Annotated in this window: 17 protein-coding genes and 1 pseudogene; 9 read left to right on the top strand and 9 right to left on the bottom strand. The window is 41.1% G+C overall.

The window, feature by feature from the left end; all coding sequences use genetic code 11:
- Positions 1-169 precede the first annotated feature (169 nt).
- The 5 genes from astD to P20652_RS16430 form a co-directional block, all read right to left on the bottom strand.
- Entirely contained in the window at positions 170-1,639 is a 1,470-nt protein-coding gene (gene astD / locus P20652_RS16410) for a succinylglutamate-semialdehyde dehydrogenase (RefSeq protein WP_008165478.1), read from the bottom strand.
- A gap of 15 nt (positions 1,640-1,654) precedes the next feature.
- Positions 1,655-2,671: an arginine N-succinyltransferase gene (gene astA / locus P20652_RS16415; RefSeq protein ID WP_008165476.1), complete on the bottom strand. Its 1,017-nt coding sequence runs from the start codon at positions 2,669-2,671 to the stop codon at positions 1,655-1,657.
- An 85-nt stretch (positions 2,672-2,756) separates the two neighbouring features.
- A complete protein-coding gene (locus P20652_RS16420; protein ID WP_008165474.1) occupies positions 2,757-3,962 on the bottom strand; it encodes an aspartate aminotransferase family protein in 1,206 nt (401 codons plus the stop codon).
- 379 nt (positions 3,963-4,341) lie between these two features.
- A complete protein-coding gene (locus tag P20652_RS16425) occupies positions 4,342-5,502 on the bottom strand; it encodes an HDOD domain-containing protein (RefSeq protein WP_008165472.1) in 1,161 nt (386 codons plus the stop codon).
- 47 nt (positions 5,503-5,549) lie between these two features.
- Positions 5,550-6,131, bottom strand: a complete 582-nt coding sequence (locus tag P20652_RS16430; RefSeq protein ID WP_033016893.1) for an aminodeoxychorismate/anthranilate synthase component II — start codon at positions 6,129-6,131, stop codon at positions 5,550-5,552.
- A gap of 429 nt (positions 6,132-6,560) precedes the next feature.
- Here P20652_RS16430 and P20652_RS16435 point away from each other — a divergent pair, with 429 nt between their 5' ends.
- Positions 6,561-6,809 (top strand): YdcH family protein, encoded by a 249-nt coding sequence (locus P20652_RS16435; protein ID WP_008165467.1) that lies wholly within the window; start codon positions 6,561-6,563, stop codon positions 6,807-6,809.
- A 216-nt stretch (positions 6,810-7,025) separates the two neighbouring features.
- Here the strand turns inward: P20652_RS16435 and P20652_RS20640 are convergent, their stop codons facing one another.
- Entirely contained in the window at positions 7,026-7,373 is a 348-nt protein-coding gene (locus tag P20652_RS20640; protein ID WP_008165466.1) for a hypothetical protein, read from the bottom strand.
- On the bottom strand, positions 7,373-7,504 hold the full coding sequence (locus P20652_RS20635) for a hypothetical protein (protein ID WP_008165464.1): 132 nt from the start codon (positions 7,502-7,504) through the stop codon (positions 7,373-7,375). The genes P20652_RS20640 and P20652_RS20635 overlap by 1 nt, the downstream gene beginning before the upstream one ends.
- 266 nt (positions 7,505-7,770) lie before the next feature.
- Here P20652_RS20635 and galE point away from each other — a divergent pair, with 266 nt between their 5' ends.
- The 7 genes and pseudogenes from galE to glpD all read left to right on the top strand — a co-directional run bounded on the left by galE (position 7,771) and on the right by glpD (position 16,784).
- Positions 7,771-8,784 (top strand): UDP-glucose 4-epimerase GalE, encoded by a 1,014-nt coding sequence (gene galE, locus P20652_RS16440; protein ID WP_008165462.1) that lies wholly within the window; start codon positions 7,771-7,773, stop codon positions 8,782-8,784.
- 1 nt (position 8,785) lies between these two features.
- Entirely contained in the window at positions 8,786-9,850 is a 1,065-nt protein-coding gene (locus P20652_RS16445; RefSeq protein ID WP_008165459.1) for a UDP-glucose--hexose-1-phosphate uridylyltransferase, read from the top strand.
- A complete protein-coding gene (gene galK, locus P20652_RS16450) occupies positions 9,840-10,988 on the top strand; it encodes a galactokinase (RefSeq protein WP_008165457.1) in 1,149 nt (382 codons plus the stop codon). The genes P20652_RS16445 and galK overlap by 11 nt, the downstream gene beginning before the upstream one ends.
- A gap of 19 nt (positions 10,989-11,007) precedes the next feature.
- Positions 11,008-11,796: pseudogene (locus tag P20652_RS21400) on the top strand (Gfo/Idh/MocA family protein); the annotation flags it as partial.
- A 243-nt stretch (positions 11,797-12,039) separates the two neighbouring features.
- A complete protein-coding gene (locus P20652_RS21395; protein WP_033016899.1) occupies positions 12,040-13,368 on the top strand; it encodes a dienelactone hydrolase family protein in 1,329 nt (442 codons plus the stop codon).
- 194 nt (positions 13,369-13,562) lie between these two features.
- Positions 13,563-15,062 carry a glycerol kinase GlpK gene (gene glpK / locus P20652_RS16455; RefSeq protein WP_033016891.1) on the top strand — a complete coding sequence of 500 codons (1,500 nt, stop codon included), beginning with the start codon at positions 13,563-13,565 and terminating at the stop codon, positions 15,060-15,062.
- A gap of 213 nt (positions 15,063-15,275) precedes the next feature.
- Positions 15,276-16,784, top strand: a complete 1,509-nt coding sequence (gene glpD, locus P20652_RS16460; RefSeq protein ID WP_008165451.1) for a glycerol-3-phosphate dehydrogenase — start codon at positions 15,276-15,278, stop codon at positions 16,782-16,784.
- Positions 16,785-16,869: 85 nt separating this feature from the next.
- On the opposite strand, the gene P20652_RS16465 is transcribed toward glpD, so the two are convergent.
- Both P20652_RS16465 and P20652_RS16470 read right to left on the bottom strand, forming a co-directional pair.
- Positions 16,870-17,808, bottom strand: coding sequence for a 2-dehydro-3-deoxygalactonokinase (locus tag P20652_RS16465; RefSeq protein ID WP_008165449.1), 939 nt, complete (start codon positions 17,806-17,808; stop codon positions 16,870-16,872).
- A 3-nt stretch (positions 17,809-17,811) separates the two neighbouring features.
- Complete coding sequence (locus P20652_RS16470; RefSeq protein WP_008165447.1) at positions 17,812-18,570, bottom strand: SDR family NAD(P)-dependent oxidoreductase; 759 nt, start codon at positions 18,568-18,570, stop codon at positions 17,812-17,814.
- 198 nt (positions 18,571-18,768) lie between these two features.
- Between P20652_RS16470 and P20652_RS16475 the strand changes: the two genes are divergently transcribed.
- Complete coding sequence (locus tag P20652_RS16475; RefSeq protein WP_008165445.1) at positions 18,769-19,470, top strand: FadR/GntR family transcriptional regulator; 702 nt, start codon at positions 18,769-18,771, stop codon at positions 19,468-19,470.
- Positions 19,471-19,498 lie beyond the last annotated feature (28 nt).

Genomic DNA, 19,498 nt, shown 5'->3' with positions numbered 1-19,498 from the left:
TAACTGCTCCTGCGTTATCGCCTATTTATGGGGAATAACCACACTTCATAGGCTCTGCCTTGCCTAAAAACCAAATAGTCTACTGCAAATTCATGCACCAAAGTTCAATACGCCCTAATTACAAAAAAAGCAGCCGAAGCTGCTTTTATACCAATTAAGTATTATTAACTTAATCTATTTTTAAGCCTGGACTTAATGTTGCTGGCATCGCTACTTTTTCAAGCTCTACTGAAGCAACTGGGTATGCACAGTAATCGGCTGCGTAATACGCGCTTGCTCTGTGATTGCCCGATGCGCCAATACCACCAAACGGTGCTGCGCTTGATGCGCCAGTAATTGGGCGGTTCCAGTTAACAATACCTGCACGAATACGACGTAAAAAATGGTCGTAATCTGCTGCACTATCACTTAATAAACCAGCCGATAAACCAAAGGTTGTATCGTTTGCTTTATCAATAGCTTGATCAAAGTCATCAAAGCGGAATACTTTTAAAAGTGGTCCAAAATGCTCTTCATCCGGGAAGTCACTAATATTTGTACACTCAATAATACCGGGTGTTACAAAGCCGGTATTGGCTGTGTGCTCAAGCTCTACTAATACTTGAGCGCCAAGCTCAACAAGCTCGTTTTGCGCTTTAACCATGCCTGCTGCTGCCGCTGATGAGATCATAGAGCCCATAAATGGCTGGTCTGCATCATCGTAGTTGCCTACTTTAATCGCTTTAGTAGCTGTGATTAAACGCTCAAGTATCACATCGCCTTTGCTACCTGTTGGTAAAAATAGTTTACGTGCACACGTACAACGTTGGCCGCTTGAGATAAACGCTGATTGAATAATATCGTGAACAACCGCTTTCGTGTCTTCAACGTCAGTAATAATAAGTGGATTATTACCCCCCATTTCTAGCGCTAAAATTTTACCCGGTTGACCCGCAAACTGTTCATGTAAAATATGACCAGTGCGCGAAGAACCCGTAAAGAACAAGCCATCAATCCCTTTATGAGCAGCAAGGGCTTTACCCGTTTCTACTTCACCTTGAACTAGGTTGATTACACCTGCTGGTAAGCCTGCTTTTTCCCACAGTTTAAGCGTAAGCTCAGCAACCTTAGGAGTAAGCTCAGACGGTTTAAACACAACCGTGTTACCGGCTAAAAGCGCTGGCACAATGTGGCCATTAGGTAAGTGACCCGGAAAGTTATACGGACCAAATACGGCTACAACACCATGTGGCTTATGGCGAATCATCGCACGCCCAAGTGGCATTGCGTTTTCTACATCGCCAGTGCGCTCTAAAAATGCTTTTTCAGAAATGGCAATTTTACCAACCATAGCACCCGCTTCTGTGCGCGTTTCCCACAGTGGCTTACCTGTTTCTTGTGCAATAGTAATAGCGAGCTCTTCGCTGTTTTCTTTTAATTGCGCTGCAAATGCTTTAATTATTTCTAAACGCTCAGTAAAGCTTTTATCAGCCCATGCATAAAACGCTTCGCGCGCTGCATTTACTGCGGTGTCTACTTGCGCCGCAGTTGCTGATGATGCCTGCCAAATAACCTCGTTATTTGCAGGATTTACTGAATTAAATTCTGTGCCTTGGCCTTGTGACCATTGACCATTAATAAATTGTGCAGGATGAGTCATATACTTTCTCCTAAATTAAATCGTGGTTGCACTAACAATATCGCCAGTTTGCAAATGCAGTGCATCTGCTATTTCTTGCGATAAAATAAGGCTTTTTGCGCGCTCGTCGAATGTCATTGGTGCAATGGTTGCTCTAAAATCTTCAAGCTTTTCGTTAGCTAGCAACACCATGGTATCGCCAGTCATTTCGCCAATTTCAACGTTAAAGTGATTTGCATTACGAATCGTCGCAATGTTATCTACTTTTGCTTCAACCGTTGGTCCGCCGTCAAAAATGTCTACGTAGCCATTAAACGTAAAGCCTTCGCTTTTTAATAACTCGATTGCTGGGCGTGTGTTGTCGTGTACTTTACCTATTACGGCTTGCGCATCTTTACTTAGCAAATTTACATAAATTGGGTATTTAGGCATTAGTTCAGCAATGAAAACCTTTTGGCCAATACCTGTTAGGTAATCGGCTGTCGGAAAATCCATTGAGAAAAAGTGCTCTTCAAGCCACTGCCAAAAAGGGCTGCTGCCGTTTTCGTCAGACACACCGCGCATTTCTGCAATTACTGTTTGCGCAAAACGCTCTTTATGCTGTTTTATAAACATAAAACGCGCTTTTGAAAGTAGCTTACCGTTGCAATTTTTACGATAGCCATCTTTTAAAAACAATGTGCAAAGCTCTGTAGCACCTGTGTAGTCGTTACATAGCGTTAAAATATCAACCGCTTTGTATACGTTTAGTGTACGCGAAGAGTGAATCACTTTACTTAAGTGATAATGATAAAACGCATCATCAAGCCCTACCGCAGCTTCAATTGCAGATGTTCCTACAACGTCACCGGTTTCGCTATCTTCAAGAACAAACAGGTAGCCTTCGTCACCAGGTTGTGACGTTTGCTTAGCAAATGAACTTACAGAATGGTCTATTTTCTTTTGCAATAGTTCTTCGTTTAAAGGCAAAGATGTAAAACCATGGCCCGATTCGTGGGCAATTTTCAGTAATGCTGAGTAATCATTTTGCTGGATTGGGCGAAGGATCATCATGAGTCCGCTTGCTCCCTTATCAATAACGGTAAATAGGAATTGCAGGGCAAGCGGTGCTTGCCCTTAATTGGTTGGCTTAAGTCGCTTATGCGTTTACTACGCTTGCTACTGCTTTTTCAAAGCGTGCCATACCTTCGCGAATATCCGCTTCAGGAATTACTAAAGATGGAGTGAAACGTATTACATCTGCACCCGCAATTAATGACATAAGACCTTGCTCAGTACCAGCTACTAAAAAATCTTTTGCACGACCTTTGTATTGCTCGTTAACTACAGCGCCAATTAATAAACCTTTACCGCGAATTTCGCTAAATACGTTGTATTTTTCGTTTACCGCTGCAAGTAGCTCGTTAAATAGGGCTGCTTTTTCTTTTACGCCAGCAAGAACTTCAGGGGTATTTACGGTGTCGAATGCAGCTTCTCCAACAGCACACGCTAGCGGGTTTCCGCCGTAAGTAGAACCATGAGTACCTACTTTAAGATGCTGTGCAATTTCAGTTGTTGTGATCATAGCGCCAATTGGGAAACCACCGCCTAATGCTTTTGCTGAAGTTAATATATCAGGTACTACATTTAAACCTTGGTATGCGTATAAGTCGCCTGTACGGCCAACACCTGTTTGAACTTCATCAAAAATAAGTAGTGCGTTGTGTTTAGTACATAAATCGCGAACTTGTTGAGCAAACTCGTCAGTTGGCGAAACAATACCGCCTTCACCTTGTAGAGGTTCCATCATTACAGCACATGTTTTGTCGCTGATAAGCGCTTCAAAAGCAGCTAGGTCGTTGTAATCACAATGTACAATGTCGCCAGGCTTAGGACCAAAACCATCTGAATATGCCGCTTGGCCGCCAACAGTTACAGTAAAAAATGTACGACCGTGAAAGCCTTTGTTGAACGCGATTATTTGTGATTTTTCTGCGCCAAATTTATCAAGTGCAAAACGACGCGCTAATTTAAGCGCTGCTTCGTTTGCTTCTGCGCCAGAGTTGGCAAAGTAAACTTTATCAGCAAATGTAGCATCAACCATTTTTTTAGCTAGGCGAAGTGCCGGCTCATTGGTCATTACATTTGATAGATGCCAAATTTTTTCGCCTTGCTCTTTTAATGCGCTTACTAATGCGGGGTGGCAATGGCCAAGACAGTTAACTGCAATACCACCAGCAAAGTCGATAAACTCTCGACCTTCTTGATCCCATACGCGAGAACCTTCGCCTCGAACAGGAATTACGCTTGAAGGTGCGTAGTTAGGAACCATTACGTGATCAAATAATTCGCGATTGACTGTCATTTTATTTCCTCTTAATTGTGAGCAACACAAAACATTAAAATAGGTGTTTGGTTAATATTTGTAACCAACGTTATAGGCAAGATCAGGACCCTGATAATTGCGCAAAATTGCTTTGTGGTTCAATTTTCAGACGTACATTATTTCAGAATTACTGATATCTGTCTCGTTAAAAACTTTCATGTATCCCTTTAAAATAAAGGGCTAAAGATATTATTTCATAGATAGTGAATAACTATTTGCATAACCAATTTTGCTCAGTTTTAAGTAATTCACCGCATGGGCACTGAGACGTACACGCTTTAAGCGTTAAAGATGCAATATAACAATAGAGTGAAAATGAATGATTAGTCGCTAAAAAATTAACAAAAATTTCAATATTTTAGTCAATTTGGATAGCTAAATTGGTAAAATTACTCATTTGGAGGGTTTTTAGCTCCGTTTTAGTAAACTTAAAATGCGAAAACCAGGTTGCTAATTCGTCAGGCTCAATAAGCTGGTGCTCTTTTAGATTTAAATATTGAGAGTAACATCGTGCTTTTAATATAACCTGCGTTAAAGGTAGTGGCGTATCACCTTCATCAACTCCATTTGCTAACTGTTGCATCACACCTTTAAAAGGTAAATATTTAAATGCCATTTTGTCTATTACTTTGGCACTTACTACTATCGATTTATTGCTAAGCAGCGTAGTTAAAAAAAGTGGATCTGGCTGAAGTTCTAATAAGGCTGTATGTAAATCTTTTTGATTTTCTTCGCGGGCAATCTGTACTTTGCGTTGCCATACTTGTTCAAAGGTTTTTAAATACAAACGCACTAATGCAATTCGACCTACATCTAAAAGCATACCGAGTGTAAACGCATGAACGTCGTTTACATTATTTATTTGCGCAATTTTTTGTGCCGCAATGGCATTTGCCATCGCACTGTCCCGTAACCTGCGCTTTAACAATGAGAATGGTTCAGTGCTATGCGGCATCCAATGGCGTACCGCAAAAGTAGGGATTACTAACTGTAAATTATCTAAACCAATATAACGTAGCGCTAATGCAGGACTGTCTACCTTTACGGAGGTGTTTTTACTACGCTGATTACGATAATAAGGCAGGTTAACCAGCGTTACTAACTCTCTACCCAACCAGCTTAAATCATTAACCAGTGGCTCTAAACGCCCTACAGTAGCAGATTTAACCGCTAAAATATCAATGATAGTAGCCACACTGTCTTCAATTCCGATGGTACTTTTGATAACACTATCTATGTCATTGAGTTGTTTAAATATTGCTGTTTCTATGATCTTGTGGAGTTGCTCACTCGCTTGAGCCCGGTATTTGTGATGAGCCGTACTGCTTTGCTGACGTACATTTTGCGCTGCAACCTCTACCTCTAATAAGGTGCGTTGCTTCATTGGCTCACCATATTGAATATCTAAGGTATGGATAAACCCAATTTGCTGGTGCGCAAAACTATGACCCAACAATAGATCATGCGCTCGTTGATCAAGAATTTTTGCTGTACGCTGCTGTAATTTCAGTTCGGTCATGGCGTCCATTAAATTAATAAATATTTAATATAATTAGTGCTCTTAGATTAGAAGCGAGTTAAAAAGTTATCAAGCAATTCTAAACCATGTTCGGTTAAAATAGCTTCAGGATGAAACTGCACACCCTCTATTGCTAATTCTTTATGCAGTAACCCCATAATTTCGTCAAACTCACCCTGCTCAGTTTGAGTCCATGCGGTTACTTCTAGCGCTTTCGGTAGTGTTTGCGCTTTAACTACTAACGAGTGATAGCGACACACTGTTAACGGATTAGCCAAGCCTTTAAACATGCCTTTATTAGTATGGACTATCTGTGATGTTTTACCGTGCATTACTTTTTTAGCACGAATTACATCACCGCCCAAGGCTTGAGCGATAGTTTGATGCCCTAAGCAAATCCCTAAAATAGGGTACTGTCCTTTTAGCTGCTCAACAACACTTAACGATATACCCGCTTCGTTAGGCGAGCAAGGGCCTGGAGAGATAACTATATGCTCTGGATTAAGCTGTTTAATTTGTGCAATGCTTAGCTCATCATTACGTTTAACTAACACGTCTTGATCTAATCGCTGAAAATACTGCACTAAGTTATAAGTAAACGAATCGTAGTTATCGATCATTAAAAGCATGAAATAAAGCACTCAAAGTAGTTATTTATCGCGGGGCATTTCCGCACGACGCATTCTAACTCAAGCACGAATAAGTGTCAGTGATTTGTAAAGTATATAAAGCAAATTAAAATACAAGCGGTTGAATTATGATTATGTCAGCCCCAATACATTAAATGAGAAGGTGATAATTCACTCATACCAATTCGCTTAAATAAATAGTCTATTTTGAAATAAGAAAACCGAGTCGATAACAAGGCAAAAGTTTCGTTATTTAGTTGTTTTCGCAATTGCTTATGCATTGCTCTGCATCTATGAAGTCGTATATCAGAAGTTTTTAACGCTGTGGGCACCTGGTTCAATCCTTCAAATTGATTACGTATTATTGTGTATTGGTATTAATCGACTCACTTACTTGTGAGCTCATTTATATCCTACTAAGGAGCAAATATGTTAGGCGAAAAACACTCATTAACTAATGACTTCCCTGAACATTTAAATTCCATTACAAAGCTAAGTGAAAGCGACACAGAGTTTGCTAAGCAAGCTGATAAGTACGATAAGCTAGATAAAGAAATAAGATCATTGGAGCTCAAAGATGCGCCAATTGGCGATGAGCAAATGCATCAACTAAAACATGACCGCTCAGAACTAAAAGATTGGCTATACAACTGTTTACTACAAGCAGAACAAAGCTAAAATACATTTGTAAGTAAGAGCTCACTGTTAGCAGTGGACACTTACTTACATTAAACGACCTATACTTCACCGACGTCAAACTAGTTTAAGCTTTGCTAAAACAACCTCCAGCTTATCAACACGTTGTTGGATTTTAGGGCGTGTTAAACTTTGTGCGGCGGAGAAAAATACTGCGCATCGTTATCAAAATACAAACCTGTAGTATCATTAAATTCATCACTCAGTACAGCCCGACAAAATATTAGCACCTAATTTTAAATCACCACCATCTAACCCGTACGCATCCTTAACCATTTTGCTACCCAACAACAACTTTGGATTAATAGATACAACTAACGGATCCGCCTCTTTTAACTTAAGCCCAAAATAACGTGACCACATAGTAAGACCCAACTTACTTTGCGCATAAGCTGCGCTATCTGATAGCGCTTTATTACCAATAAATGCGTTAGGCTGTGAATGCTCAGCACTTATTTTATCCGCCAAATTATATACCTGTGCTATTTCACTTAAATTACTTATATAGCGTTGACTACTTGCTTGAGAATAGTGCTCATTTAGCATTACTTGTACATTATTAAGCTTTTGCTGGTACGCCCATGAAGTAACACAGTGTGACCTTGGGTTCGTAGCATTTTTGTCGTTTCTAAACTAATGCCGTCTGTTGCACCTGTGATTAAAATAGTTTTTTTCATTTATATGTTTTATGTGTGCTGCGCTACAGTAGTAAAAAATAGATTTACAGTATTAAAGTCAATTATATCGCTATCGTATTCCCCTTATATAACGCTAATAATTTGGCACGCAGTTGAATCACTTTATAGAGTTAATTAATAATACTACGAGCCAGTGAGTGAATACTTTTTACTCTTTTATTTGAATTTCGCTTAGATTATTACTATTGTTTTTACACCCCCTTAATAGTAGTATTTATCATATAAATAATCTTTCGAGACAAAACATGAAGGTTTTAGTTACTGGCGGTATGGGCTACATAGGCAGCCACACATGTATTGCATTACATGAAGCAGGCATTGAGCCTGTTATTTACGATAACTTATCTAATGCGAGCCCTCGTGTACTTGATCAGCTCGAAAAGATTACTGGCACTCGGTTTGAGTTTATTTTAGGTGACATTCAAGACGAGCAACAATTTAAGCTCGCCCTAAAACAGACTAAAGCCGAAGCTGTTTTTCACTTTGCGGCTTTAAAAGCGGTTGGCGAGTCAACTGAGCAACCACTGCGTTATTATCAAAATAATGTGTCGGGCACATTCAGTATGCTACAAAGCATGCAAGAGGCAGGCGTTAACCACATTATATTTAGCTCATCAGCTACTGTGTATGGCGAGCCCGAGTACTTACCTATTGACGAAAAGCACCCTATACGCGCAACTAACCCATATGGTTGGACAAAGGTCATGGTTGAACAAGCCATGCAGGATGTATGTAATGCCAACCGTCAATTTATGGGTATTGCACTGCGTTACTTTAACCCAGTAGGTGCACACCCAAGTGGTTTATTAGGTGAAAGCCCCAATGGTATACCGAATAACTTAATGCCCTTTATTGCCCAAACTGCGGTAGGCAAACGCGACGTGGTTAATATTTTTGGTGACGACTACGACACCGAAGATGGCACAGGCGTGCGCGACTACATACACGTTTTAGATTTAGCAAAAGGTCATGTTGCGGCATTTATGCAGCATAAAAAAGATACCGCCTTCCATGCTTATAACCTAGGTACGGGGCAAGGTTATTCTGTGCTTGATATGATCAACGCATTTAGCGCATCAGCCAATAAAGATATTCCTTATCAAATTGCGCCGCGCCGATCAGGTGATATTGCCTGTAATTACGCCGATGCCACAAAAGCGCAAAACACACTTAACTGGCACGCAAAACTAACACTTAGCGATATGACAAATGACACATGGCGCTGGCAAACTAATTACCCAAGTGGGTTGGAGAGTTAATATGGCTTTATTAGAAAGTACTCACAGACGTAAAAACCCGCTAACGGGTCGTTGGGTATTAGTATCCCCTCATCGTAATAACCGCCCATGGTTAGGCGCAACAGAAGCCGTTAACGAAAACGTATTACCAAAACACGATGAAAACTGCCCACTTTGCCCAAGCAATACCCGTGCAAATGGCGACAGTAACCCTGATTACAAATACACACACGTATTTAGAAATGACTTTGGCGCATTAACACCTAATGCCAGCGGGCAATTACAAGGCTTAGAGTCAGACAGTGATTTATTTATTGCCGACGAAGCCAGTGGCGAATGCCGCGTAATTTGTTTTTCTCCAGAGCATAATAAAACACTACCAGAACTTAGCCAAAACGCATTGCACGAAGTAGTAAAAACCTGGAAAAAAAATTACACAGAGCTTGCACAGCAGTACGAATGCGTACAAGTTTTTGAAAATAAAGGCGAGATAATGGGTTGTTCGCAACCTCATCCTCACGGCCAAGTATGGGCTCACTCGCATTTATCAACCGAAATGGAAGCCGAAGATACCCAGCAGCTCGCCTATTATAAAAAGCATGGCACAGCTATGCTTGCCGATTACGCGAAAAAAGAGCAAGCAGATCAAACACGTGTTGTATTTGAAAACGAACATTGGCTAGTTATTGTGCCATTTTGGGCAGCGTGGCCGTTTGAAACAATGATCGTGACTAAAGATAACATTCAAAACTTTAGCCAGCTAAATGATGCGCAAACCGATTCACTCGCTCAGGCACTTAAAGTATTAACCACTAAGTACGACAACGTATTTAATTGCAACTTCCCCTACTCAATGGGTTGGCACAATGCACCCGCTAATAGAGGCTCTAATGAGCAGCATTGGCGCTTACATGCACATTTTTATCCGCCGCTACTTCGTTCTGCTACTGTTAAAAAACACATGGTAGGCTACGAAATGCTAGGCGAAAGCCAACGCGATTTAAGCGCAGAAACCGCTGCTTCTATTTTACAAGCAGCAAGTAACACACATTATAAAGATACAGCAGGACACGCAGATGAAGCTTAACGAATTCCAACAACAATTTTTGTCATTGTATGGCGCGCCTGCTCAAGGTATTGCTGCGGCACCGGGGCGTGTAAACCTCATTGGCGAATTTACCGACTACAACGACGGCTTTGTTTTACCGTGTTCGTTAGAGTTTCGCACCCAAGTAATGTTTAAAGAGCGCGACGACAATATTATCACTGTGCATTCTTTAAATTACCCTGGCGAGCAAGACAGCTTCAGTATTGATGAGGTAATCAGCGAAGGTCTATCGCAATGGGGTAACTACATTCGTGCTGTGGCTTTTGTGCTTAAACGAGCAGGCTATACATTACGTGGTGCTGACCTACTTATTGATAGTAACTTACCGCAAGGCAGTGGCTTGTCGTCATCGGCCGCACTAGAAGTTGCTGTAGGCGGTATGTTTAACCATATTGCACAGTTGGGTTTAAAAGAAGAGCAAATTGCGCTATTTGGCCAAGAAGCCGAAAACGACTTTATGCATTGCCAATGCGGCATTATGGATCAGCTTATTTCAGCTAAAGGCGAGAGTGGTCATGCACTATTAATTGACTGTGAAAACTTAGCAACCAAATCAGTTAAAGTTCCTGATGATTTAAATATTGTTATTGTTAACTCTAACTACCCGCGTAAGTTGGTTGATAGCGAATACAACCAGCGCCGTATTGACTGCGAACAAGCTGCTGTAAAAATGGGTGTAGAAACACTTCGCCAAGCCACCATGACTGGCCTGCAAGCAGTAAAGTCGACATTAAGCGAAAATGAATATAAACGTGCACACCACGTAATTAGCGAAAACGACCGTGTAATTGCAGCAACTACTGCATTGCAAACCAATGATATGGAGCAACTTCGCGAATTAATGGCTGCATCACACCAGTCACTTAAACACGACTTTGAAGTAACCGTACCTGCAACCGATGGCTTAGTTGAAATTTGTAAAGAAGCGATGGGCGATCGCGGCGCAGTACGTATGACAGGGGGTGGTTTTGGTGGCGCAATTGTATGTTTGTGTCGCGATGCTGAAGTACCTCTTATTAAAGCTGCGGTAGAAAAGCATTACTTTGAGCGCTTTAGCTTAAATGCAGATATTTACGTATGTTCAGCGGGTTCAGGATTACACATTACGTCTTTTTAAATAAACTTAAGGAATAAGTATGGCAAAGGTTAATTGGGGAATTGTTGGGTGTGGCAATATAGCTCACACCTTTGCTAAAAGCATTGTGCATTGCAGTAATGCACAGCTTATTGGCGCTGCATCAACGAGTGTGCAGCGCGCTAAAGAATTTGCCACACCGTACAATATTCAAGGCTATGAAAGCTATCAAGCACTTATTCAATGCCCAAATATAGACGCCATATATATTGCCAATACCCACGATCAACACTTTAAAACTATCGCCCAATGCTTAACACACAATAAACACGTGCTAAGCGAAAAACCGATTACCGTTAATGCTAAGCAATTGCAAAACCTCACTGAGCTTGCCAAGCAACAAAACTGCTTTTTAATGGAAGGTGTTTGGATGCGGTTTTTACCAGCCATAGTAAAGTTACAACAACTCCTAAGTGAAGGTGTTATTGGTCATGTGCACAGTGTTAATGCCAACTTTAGTTTACCTGGCAGCTTTGCCGACACTCATCGATTAATGAACCCTGCAACAGCGGGTGGCGCCCTGCTCGATTTAGGTATTTATCCTATTTCGATTGCTGATGTAGTCTTTAATAAAACCCCTGAACACATCAAATCCTTTGTACATAAAAGCACAACCGGCGTTGATGAGCGAAGCACTGCTATAGTTGATTACGGTAACGGGCAATTTGCATCTCTTGCCAGCGCACTACAGCAAAATGGCCCAACAGAAGCATGTATTAATGGTGAGCTTGGCTATATTCGAATCCCTCAGTTTGTAGGTGCACAAACGTTAGAGCTACACATAAACGGCCAAGACCCGCAATACTTTGAATACAACTTTAACGATGATGAAAGCTTTAAGTTTGAAATTACACATGTCACGCAGTGTATATTACAAAAACAAACACAAAGCAGCGCATTACCACTGAGTACTAGCTTACGGGTTATGAACATAATGGATACGCTAAGAGCCCAATGGCAGCTGAAATACAGCAGTAACGTAGAATCAGCAGAGCTCAAAATTAAAAATAAAAATACACAACAAGGATACACAATGACAACGACACACAAATTAAAAGGGCTTTCAAAAGCCATATTGTTAGCTACGTGCAGTCTATCTGCGAGTGTAGCGGTTGCTGCATCTAATGAGCCTGAGCAGCTATATCCGCCAATCACTAGCGAAGTATTGCCAGAGCTTGCAGCTAAAGGAAGTTACAACGTAGGCGTGAAAACACTTGATTTAGTTAACCCTGCGCAATTTGACCCCGCTACACAAGGTCAAAAAGATCGCCCTTTAAAAGTAGAAGTGTGGTATCCGGCTGCAAATACAGCAAAAGCGCCACTTAGCAGCTACACAGATGAAACTCGCTCAGGTAAAGAGTTTACTCTGCAAGCCGATGCAATGCGTGATGTCGCCATTAATAATAAAGAACACTACCCTGTGATAGTGCTTTCGCACGGTTATACCGGTTACCGTACAATTATGTACTACCTTGGCGAGCATTTAGCGTCGCACGGTTACATTGTGGTAGCTATTGATCATACTGACTCAACCAATGCCGATGTTGATTTTAAAAATGCGCCGTTCTCTGGCTTTTTTAGCACGCTTATAAATCGCTCACGCGATCAGCAGTTTGTTATTAATTACTTTAATGAGCAAAACAACTTTGCAAGCAAGCAAGTAGATAAGAAAAGCGCAGGCGTAATTGGTTACTCAATGGGTGGCTATGGCGCTGTAAATACGATAGGTGGTTGTTACGCTTTTAATGAGCAAACAACGGCTATGTTTACGGGTATGAAAGACCCTGTTCAAATTGAAAAAGTACAGCAATTACTAAACAGCTGCGCTGGTGGGCAATACCAAAACCCAAAAATAGACCCGCGTATAAAAGCGATGGTGGCCTTTGCACCATGGGGCGGACAGCACGCTATATTTGATGCCAAAGCAATGCAAAATATTAGAGTGCCATCACTTTATGTAGCCGGTGACTTAGATGACATTTCGGGTTTTGAAGGCATTAAAAACCTTTATAACCAGACAGGCAGCCAAGATAAGTACATGCTTACTTACAAAAATGCGCGCCATAATATTGCACCTCATCCAGCTCCTGCTATTGCACAAAGCAGCAGTGAATTAGATATTGGTCATTACTACGAGCCATCATGGTCTATGCGCACAATTAACGAAACCAACAAGCATTTTGTACTTGCGATGATGGACTGTCATGTAAAAGGCATAACCACTCAATGTGAATACTTAGATTTACCACAAAACGGCGACCAAGCTGTTGTTGACGCTAAACCACTACCACAGTGGCGCGGGTTTGATAATCGCTTTTCTACCGGTATGGATTGGCAGCAAGCTAAACCACACGCTAAATAACTTACTCAACACGGCTATTTTTTTATAGCCGTGTTCGCACTTAAAATCACCTCAAAGTAAAACGTGTTTTATTAAAGAGTTAACAGTTAAAAAACACGCTTACTTTTTAATCAGGAATTTTAAGAAAAAATCATTGCCATTAGCCTCAGTTAAAGGCAATCTAGCTATATGTAAGATAAATAATATTAATAACTATGTCCAAATACATACTCTCAATTGATCAAGGAACCACAAGCTCTCGGGCCATCTTGTTTACAAAAGATGCAGACGTTTTTGGTACAGCACAACAAGAATTCCCGCAGCATTTTCCACAAAATGGCTGGGTTGAACACGATCCTAACGATATTTGGCAAACAGTACTTAGCACCAGCCGCGAAGTACTCGTTGAAAATGATGTAAAGCCTGAAGAAATTATTGCTATTGGTATCACCAACCAGCGCGAAACCACTTTAGTGTGGAACAAAAAAACAGGCAAAACTATTTATAACGCGATTGTTTGGCAAGACCGCCGCACGAGTGACTATTGCGAAAGCCTAACAACTGATGAGCTTTGCCAAACGATAAGCGAAAAAACAGGCTTATTGCTCGATCCTTATTTTTCGGCCACTAAAATTCGTTGGATTTTAGATAATGTCGAGGGCGCACGCGAACAAGCGCTTGCTGGCGAACTCGCCTTCGGTACAGTTGACACTTACCTACTTTGGCAGCTAACTAACGGCAAAGAACACCGCACCGATGCAACCAATGCATCGCGCACTATGTTATTTAATATTCACACCCAGCAATGGGATCAAGAGCTTCTAGAGTTATTCGATATTCCAAAATCTATGCTGCCAGAAGTAATGGATTCAGCTGATGAGTTTGGCTCAACCAGTGCTGACATTTTTGGCGCGCCAATTCGCGTATGTGGTATTGCAGGCGATCAACAAGCTGCGCTTGTTGGCCACGCATGTTTTGAGCAAGGCATGGCTAAAAGTACATATGGTACTGGCTGTTTTTTAATGCTCAATACTGGCGAAAAAGCACTGACCTCAGAAAACCGCTTATTGACCACTGTTGCTTATAGATTAAACGGCAAGCCAACTTACGCCATTGAGGGCAGTATTTTTATGGCTGGTGCAACCATGCAGTGGATTGTTGAAGGCTTAAAGCTACTTAGTCATGCAGGCGAAAGTGAGTCGATGGTTAAAGATGTACCGCTCGATCATGGTGTATTTTTAGTGCCTTCGTTTACGGGTTTAGGCGCGCCTTATTGGGACCCTAATGCACGTGGCGCTATTTTAGGCCTAACACGCGATTCGGGGATTAGCACCATAGTTGCTGCAGCGCTGCAATCGGTTGGTTACCAAACCAAAGATTTACAAAAAGCGATGGAGCGTGATGGTCTTCGCCCAAGTGTGCTTCGTGTAGATGGCGGCATGGTAAAAAACAATTGGGTAATGACCTTTTTATCAAACATTTTAGGTGCAACCGTAGAGCGCCCAACTGTGACCGAAACGACCTCTTTAGGCGTAGCATATTTAGCAGGCTTACAAACTGGTGTGTACGAGTCAACTGAGCAGTTATCAAAAATGTGGACGTGCGACCGTCGTTTTGAACCAACCATGAGCGCCGATGAACGTAACGATCTCTATGCAAAATGGCAGCATTGTGTTGCCCAAGTATGTTTAACAAATAAAAACTGCTCGCAGTAATTAAGACGTGGCTAGGCAATTGCTTTAGTCACTTTACCTTTTTAACCTCGCTAAATAGTCGGTTAAAAAAATACGTGCTTTACTGCCCTAAATTACAAATAGATCAGCGCAAAAATTTAACGAATAAAAAACTGGGTTTTCTATTGTCAAATGAAAACAGCAGCTTTATGATGCTATATGTATTATTTATATTACAAATAAAAAGGGTGCTCGGTGGAATTAGCAGATAACGAATATGACTTACTAGTCATCGGTGGCGGTGTAAATGGCACAGGCATAGCAGCAGATGCTGCAGGTAGAGGACTTAAAGTACTTTTGTGCGAACAGTCTGACTTAGCTTGTGCAACCTCTTCAAACAGCTCTAAGCTTATACACGGCGGTTTGCGATACCTCGAGCATTACGAATTTAGATTAGTAAAAGAGGCACTAGCTGAGCGTGAAGTGCTTTTAAAAAATGCCCCTCACATTATGTGGCCGCTGACATTTAGATTGCCACATCAAAAGCATTTACGCCCAGCTTGGATGATTCGTATTGGCTTGTTTATGTACGACAACTTAGCTAAGCGCGTTACTTTGCCTAGTTCAAAAAGCATTAAATTTGGCGAACATAGCGTACTAGAACCCTCTATTACTAAGGGTTTTGAGTATGCAGACGGATGGGTTGATGACTCTCGTTTAGTCATTTTAAATGCATTAGCTGCGCAACAAAAAGGCGCTGTAATTGCTACAAAAACTAAGTGTGTAAAAGCGCATCGTGAGCAAGGTAAATGGCAAGTAACGCTTGAGCAACAAGGTACTCAATCTCGCTATGCTATTTCAGCTAAAGGCATTGTAAATGCGGCGGGTCCTTGGGTTGCTAAATTATTTGATGAAGCACTTAAAGAAAAATCGCCACAAAATATTCGCCTTGTAAAAGGCAGCCACATAGTAGTCCCGCGCATTCACGATGAGCCACACGCTTATATTTTACAAAACAAAGATCAGCGTATTGTGTTTGTTATTCCGTTTGAAGATGACTTCTCACTTATTGGCACAACTGATGTAGAACACAAAGGTGCCGCACAGGATGTAAAAATTAGCGAAGAAGAAATCGATTACCTTATCGATATTACTAATAGCTACTTTAAAACGCCGATTAAACGCCAAGACATTGTGCATACCTTTTCGGGCGTACGTCCCTTGCTTGATGACGAATCAGTTAATGCACAAGCGGTTACTCGTGACTATAAACTAGAGCTTTCTAATGAAGGTAAGAACACGCCTTTACTGAGTGTGTTTGGTGGTAAGATTACTACTTATCGTAAACTTGCAGAAGCTGCGGTTAATATGCTTGAAGATTTTTATCCACAAATGGGTGAAGCATGGACCAAGCACAGCGCTTTACCCGGTGGTGATTTTAGCTCTGTAAAAGCACTCAAAACACAACTGCAAACACACTATAATTGGTTACCACAAATACTATTAAATCGCTTTGTGCGTACTTATGGTACACGTACTACCCACGTTTTAGGCAACGCAAAGCAATTAAGCGATTTAGGACAAGATTTTGGTCATCACTTATTTGCAGCAGAAGTTGATTTTTTATTAAATGAAGAATGGGCTGAAAACGCATATAACATATTATGGCGCCGCACCAAGTTAGGACTGCGATTAAATGAAGAGCAAACCGCAACGCTTACTAATTATATTGAACAACGCAAAGCGACTAAAAGCGCTAAATAATAGTTAAAGCAATTGATTTTAAAGGTTTTTAATTACTTCCCGTAAAGCCCCTTTATAGCCTGACCGTTATAAAGGGGCTTTAATTTTACTGGCTATATAAAAAATTAAAGCCGCTCAACGTAGCTTCTTTAATATCAAACTCAACACAGTTCACGCCTATTTGACTTAGTGCGGTAGAAAAACACTTATTAAGCTGCTTAGTGCCAATTACAATTACCTGAGTATCACCCAATAATTGCCATTCGCTAGCGTGACGAGCTGCGCGCACATCACTACCAATTAATACACCTGATAAATAGGCTTTAGCTTGCACTGGTGTTAACTCCTTTGAAAGCTGACGGGTACGCACGCTAAAAATACCATGTGCTAAATTACCACTGTCACTGCCAAGTGTTAACTTACAGCCTTGCTCAAATGCTATCCAATCAAAACAACCATCTTCGCAGTCGCTGGGGATGAGCACACTTTGATGGCACAGTAAATCATATAGCTCGCCGGTCATGGCTGTTTTAAAGCAAATGATTTCGCCGTTGTTTATAAGCACCCATTTTGTGTGTGTACCTGGTAAACATAATAATATTTTACCTTGTTGATACTCTGGGTTTTGTTTTAAAAACCCCAAAATTTGCAACTCTTCGCCGCGCATTACATCAAACAAGCCATTTTGTAGCGTACACTTTGTGCCAGGTAACGCTTTAATTGTATGCCCAGCACAATCAAAGCTAACTGCTGCATTAAGTAACCCTTCGGGATTAATTGGGCATTCTAAATAAGGTGTTTCGTGCCAGCCAATACTTGAGGTAATTTGCCCGGCAATATATATAGGTAAACTTCCATATTCTTGCTGCCATACCGTAATAGTGTCGACTAGGGTTTGCTCAAAATTTTGACTCGCCTTAACAACACCAGGGCCATCACGTTGTGCTAATAGTTTAAGTGTTGATTGCGCTTGTACTTCACACAAATAAGCACGTAAATGGCTCGTGCCCCAGTCAACAGCAATAAAAAGAGATGAAGTAGCCAAGCTTTAAAGCCTCCCACCGTCGATTTTAATACTCTGCCCGGTGATCATACTGCTTTCATCGGCGGCTAAAAAGAGTGCCAAATTAGCAACATCTTCAGGGGTAACTAACTTTTTAAGCGCCATGGCTTCCATCCACTTAACTTGCTCTTCTTCGGTAAACCAGCTTGCTAGTTGACGGTCGGTAGCAACCCACCCAGGTAAAATAGCGTTAACGCGAATACCAAACTCGCCGTAATCGCGAGCCAATGCCTTAGTCATACCAATTAGCCCTGCTTTTGCGGTTACATAGCCTGCCATTTGTGGCTGGCCCATAATGGCGTTAATAGAGCTAAAGTTAATGATACTGCCGGCTCCATCGCCTTTCATAAAAGACATAGCAACTTGAGAGGCAAAAAATGCAGGGTTTAAGTTTATTTGTAAGCACTGATCCCAGTCTTGCACTGTAACGTCTTCGCTCGCTTGGCGGCGGTCGTTCGCTACATTATTAACTAATACATTAATGGCACCAAAAGCGGCGCATGCATCCACAAGTGATTGCTGAAGTGCATGAGAGTCAGTTACATCGACTTGCCTATACCATAGTTTTGCATTGGGTAAATCACGAATAAGCGATTGCGCTGCCTTATCATCAATATCTATAAATGCTACTTTTGCATTTTGGTTTACAAAGGACTTAACCATTGCTCTGCCAATGCCTGATGCACCACCTGTAATAAAAATCACTTTGCCAGAAATACTATGATATTGAGCTAGGGTGTCCAAATTAAACTCTCCATACGGCGCATTTTCAATTTTATTTAAACTCTTTATAAACTTACATTTACAGTATAAAGAGCCAAACTAAGTTGTTATTGCTGTGTTAAAATATTTAGCTAATTAAAAGTTTATATCATATCCTTACGTACATTAATATGATATATGATATATAACCAAGCAATAATGAACTCGGAAATTTGCACAATGAAAAGCCAACCTCGCCAAAATTTAACACATCAACTAACTCACGATTTAGGTTTTGCTATTGTGCGTGGCGTGTACCCAGTAAGTGAAGGTTTACCATCAGAAGCTGACCTATGTATTAAATACGATGTGAGCCGCAGCGCCACTCGCGAAGCTGTAAAAATGCTCTCTGCTAAAGGGTTAATTTCGTCACGCCCTAAGCAAGGTATTCGCGTACTCCCAGAAAGCAGCTGGAACATGTTTGATACCGACGTACTGCGTTGGATTTTAAGCAGTAAACCATCACTTTCATTATTAAAAGAATTTACTCAAGTCCGTGTTGCACTCGAGCCACAAGCGGCCGCACTTGCTGCAATGACCGCAACTAAAGAGCAATTGGCAGAGATTGATAACGCGCTTACACGTATGGCTGACGCTGATGAAGGGCTAGACGATCCACTTGAAGCAGATATTGCTTTTCATACCAGCATATTAGTGGCAAGTAACAATCGTTTTTTTGTGCAGTTAACTGAATTTATAAGCACCGCATTGCGCGTAAGCATTCGCTATACCAACCACATTAAAGGTGTTCCAGGTGCTGATGTAGCAAAACATGCTGATATTTTAGATACCATAAAATCGCGCAATCCTGAGCGCGCTAAAAAAGCGGTAGAAACTATTTTAGAAGAAGCACTTGAGCTTATTGAATCAAAACTGGTTTAACACTCAGCTTATAATGCATTCTTTGAAC

It is taken from the genome of Pseudoalteromonas sp. BSi20652, from assembly GCF_000239855.1.
Taxonomy (GTDB): Bacteria; Pseudomonadota; Gammaproteobacteria; order Enterobacterales; family Alteromonadaceae; genus Pseudoalteromonas.
Note: the sequence above shows the minus strand (reverse complement) of the source record. Positions and strands in the feature narration are given on the sequence as shown.

Bases quoted from the DNA above. Each gene is read 5' to 3' on its own strand.
- astD (WP_008165478.1), bottom strand. From the start codon at position 1,639: ATGACTCATCCTGCACAATTTATTAATGGTCAATGGTCACAAGGCCAA.
- astA (WP_008165476.1), bottom strand. From the start codon at position 2,671: ATGATGATCCTTCGCCCAATCCAGCAAAATGATTACTCAGCATTACTG.
- P20652_RS16420 (WP_008165474.1), bottom strand. From the start codon at position 3,962: ATGACAGTCAATCGCGAATTATTTGATCACGTAATGGTTCCTAACTAC.
- P20652_RS16425 (WP_008165472.1), bottom strand. From the start codon at position 5,502: ATGACCGAACTGAAATTACAGCAGCGTACAGCAAAAATTCTTGATCAA.
- P20652_RS16430 (WP_033016893.1), bottom strand. From the start codon at position 6,131: ATGCTTTTAATGATCGATAACTACGATTCGTTTACTTATAACTTAGTG.
- P20652_RS16435 (WP_008165467.1), top strand. From the start codon at position 6,561: ATGTTAGGCGAAAAACACTCATTAACTAATGACTTCCCTGAACATTTA.
- P20652_RS20640 (WP_008165466.1), bottom strand. From the start codon at position 7,373: ATGCTAAATGAGCACTATTCTCAAGCAAGTAGTCAACGCTATATAAGT.
- P20652_RS20635 (WP_008165464.1), bottom strand. From the start codon at position 7,504: ATGAAAAAAACTATTTTAATCACAGGTGCAACAGACGGCATTAGTTTA.
- galE (WP_008165462.1), top strand. From the start codon at position 7,771: ATGAAGGTTTTAGTTACTGGCGGTATGGGCTACATAGGCAGCCACACA.
- P20652_RS16445 (WP_008165459.1), top strand. From the start codon at position 8,786: ATGGCTTTATTAGAAAGTACTCACAGACGTAAAAACCCGCTAACGGGT.
- galK (WP_008165457.1), top strand. From the start codon at position 9,840: ATGAAGCTTAACGAATTCCAACAACAATTTTTGTCATTGTATGGCGCG.
- P20652_RS21395 (WP_033016899.1), top strand. From the start codon at position 12,040: ATGACAACGACACACAAATTAAAAGGGCTTTCAAAAGCCATATTGTTA.
- glpK (WP_033016891.1), top strand. From the start codon at position 13,563: ATGTCCAAATACATACTCTCAATTGATCAAGGAACCACAAGCTCTCGG.
- P20652_RS16475 (WP_008165445.1), top strand. From the start codon at position 18,769: ATGAAAAGCCAACCTCGCCAAAATTTAACACATCAACTAACTCACGAT.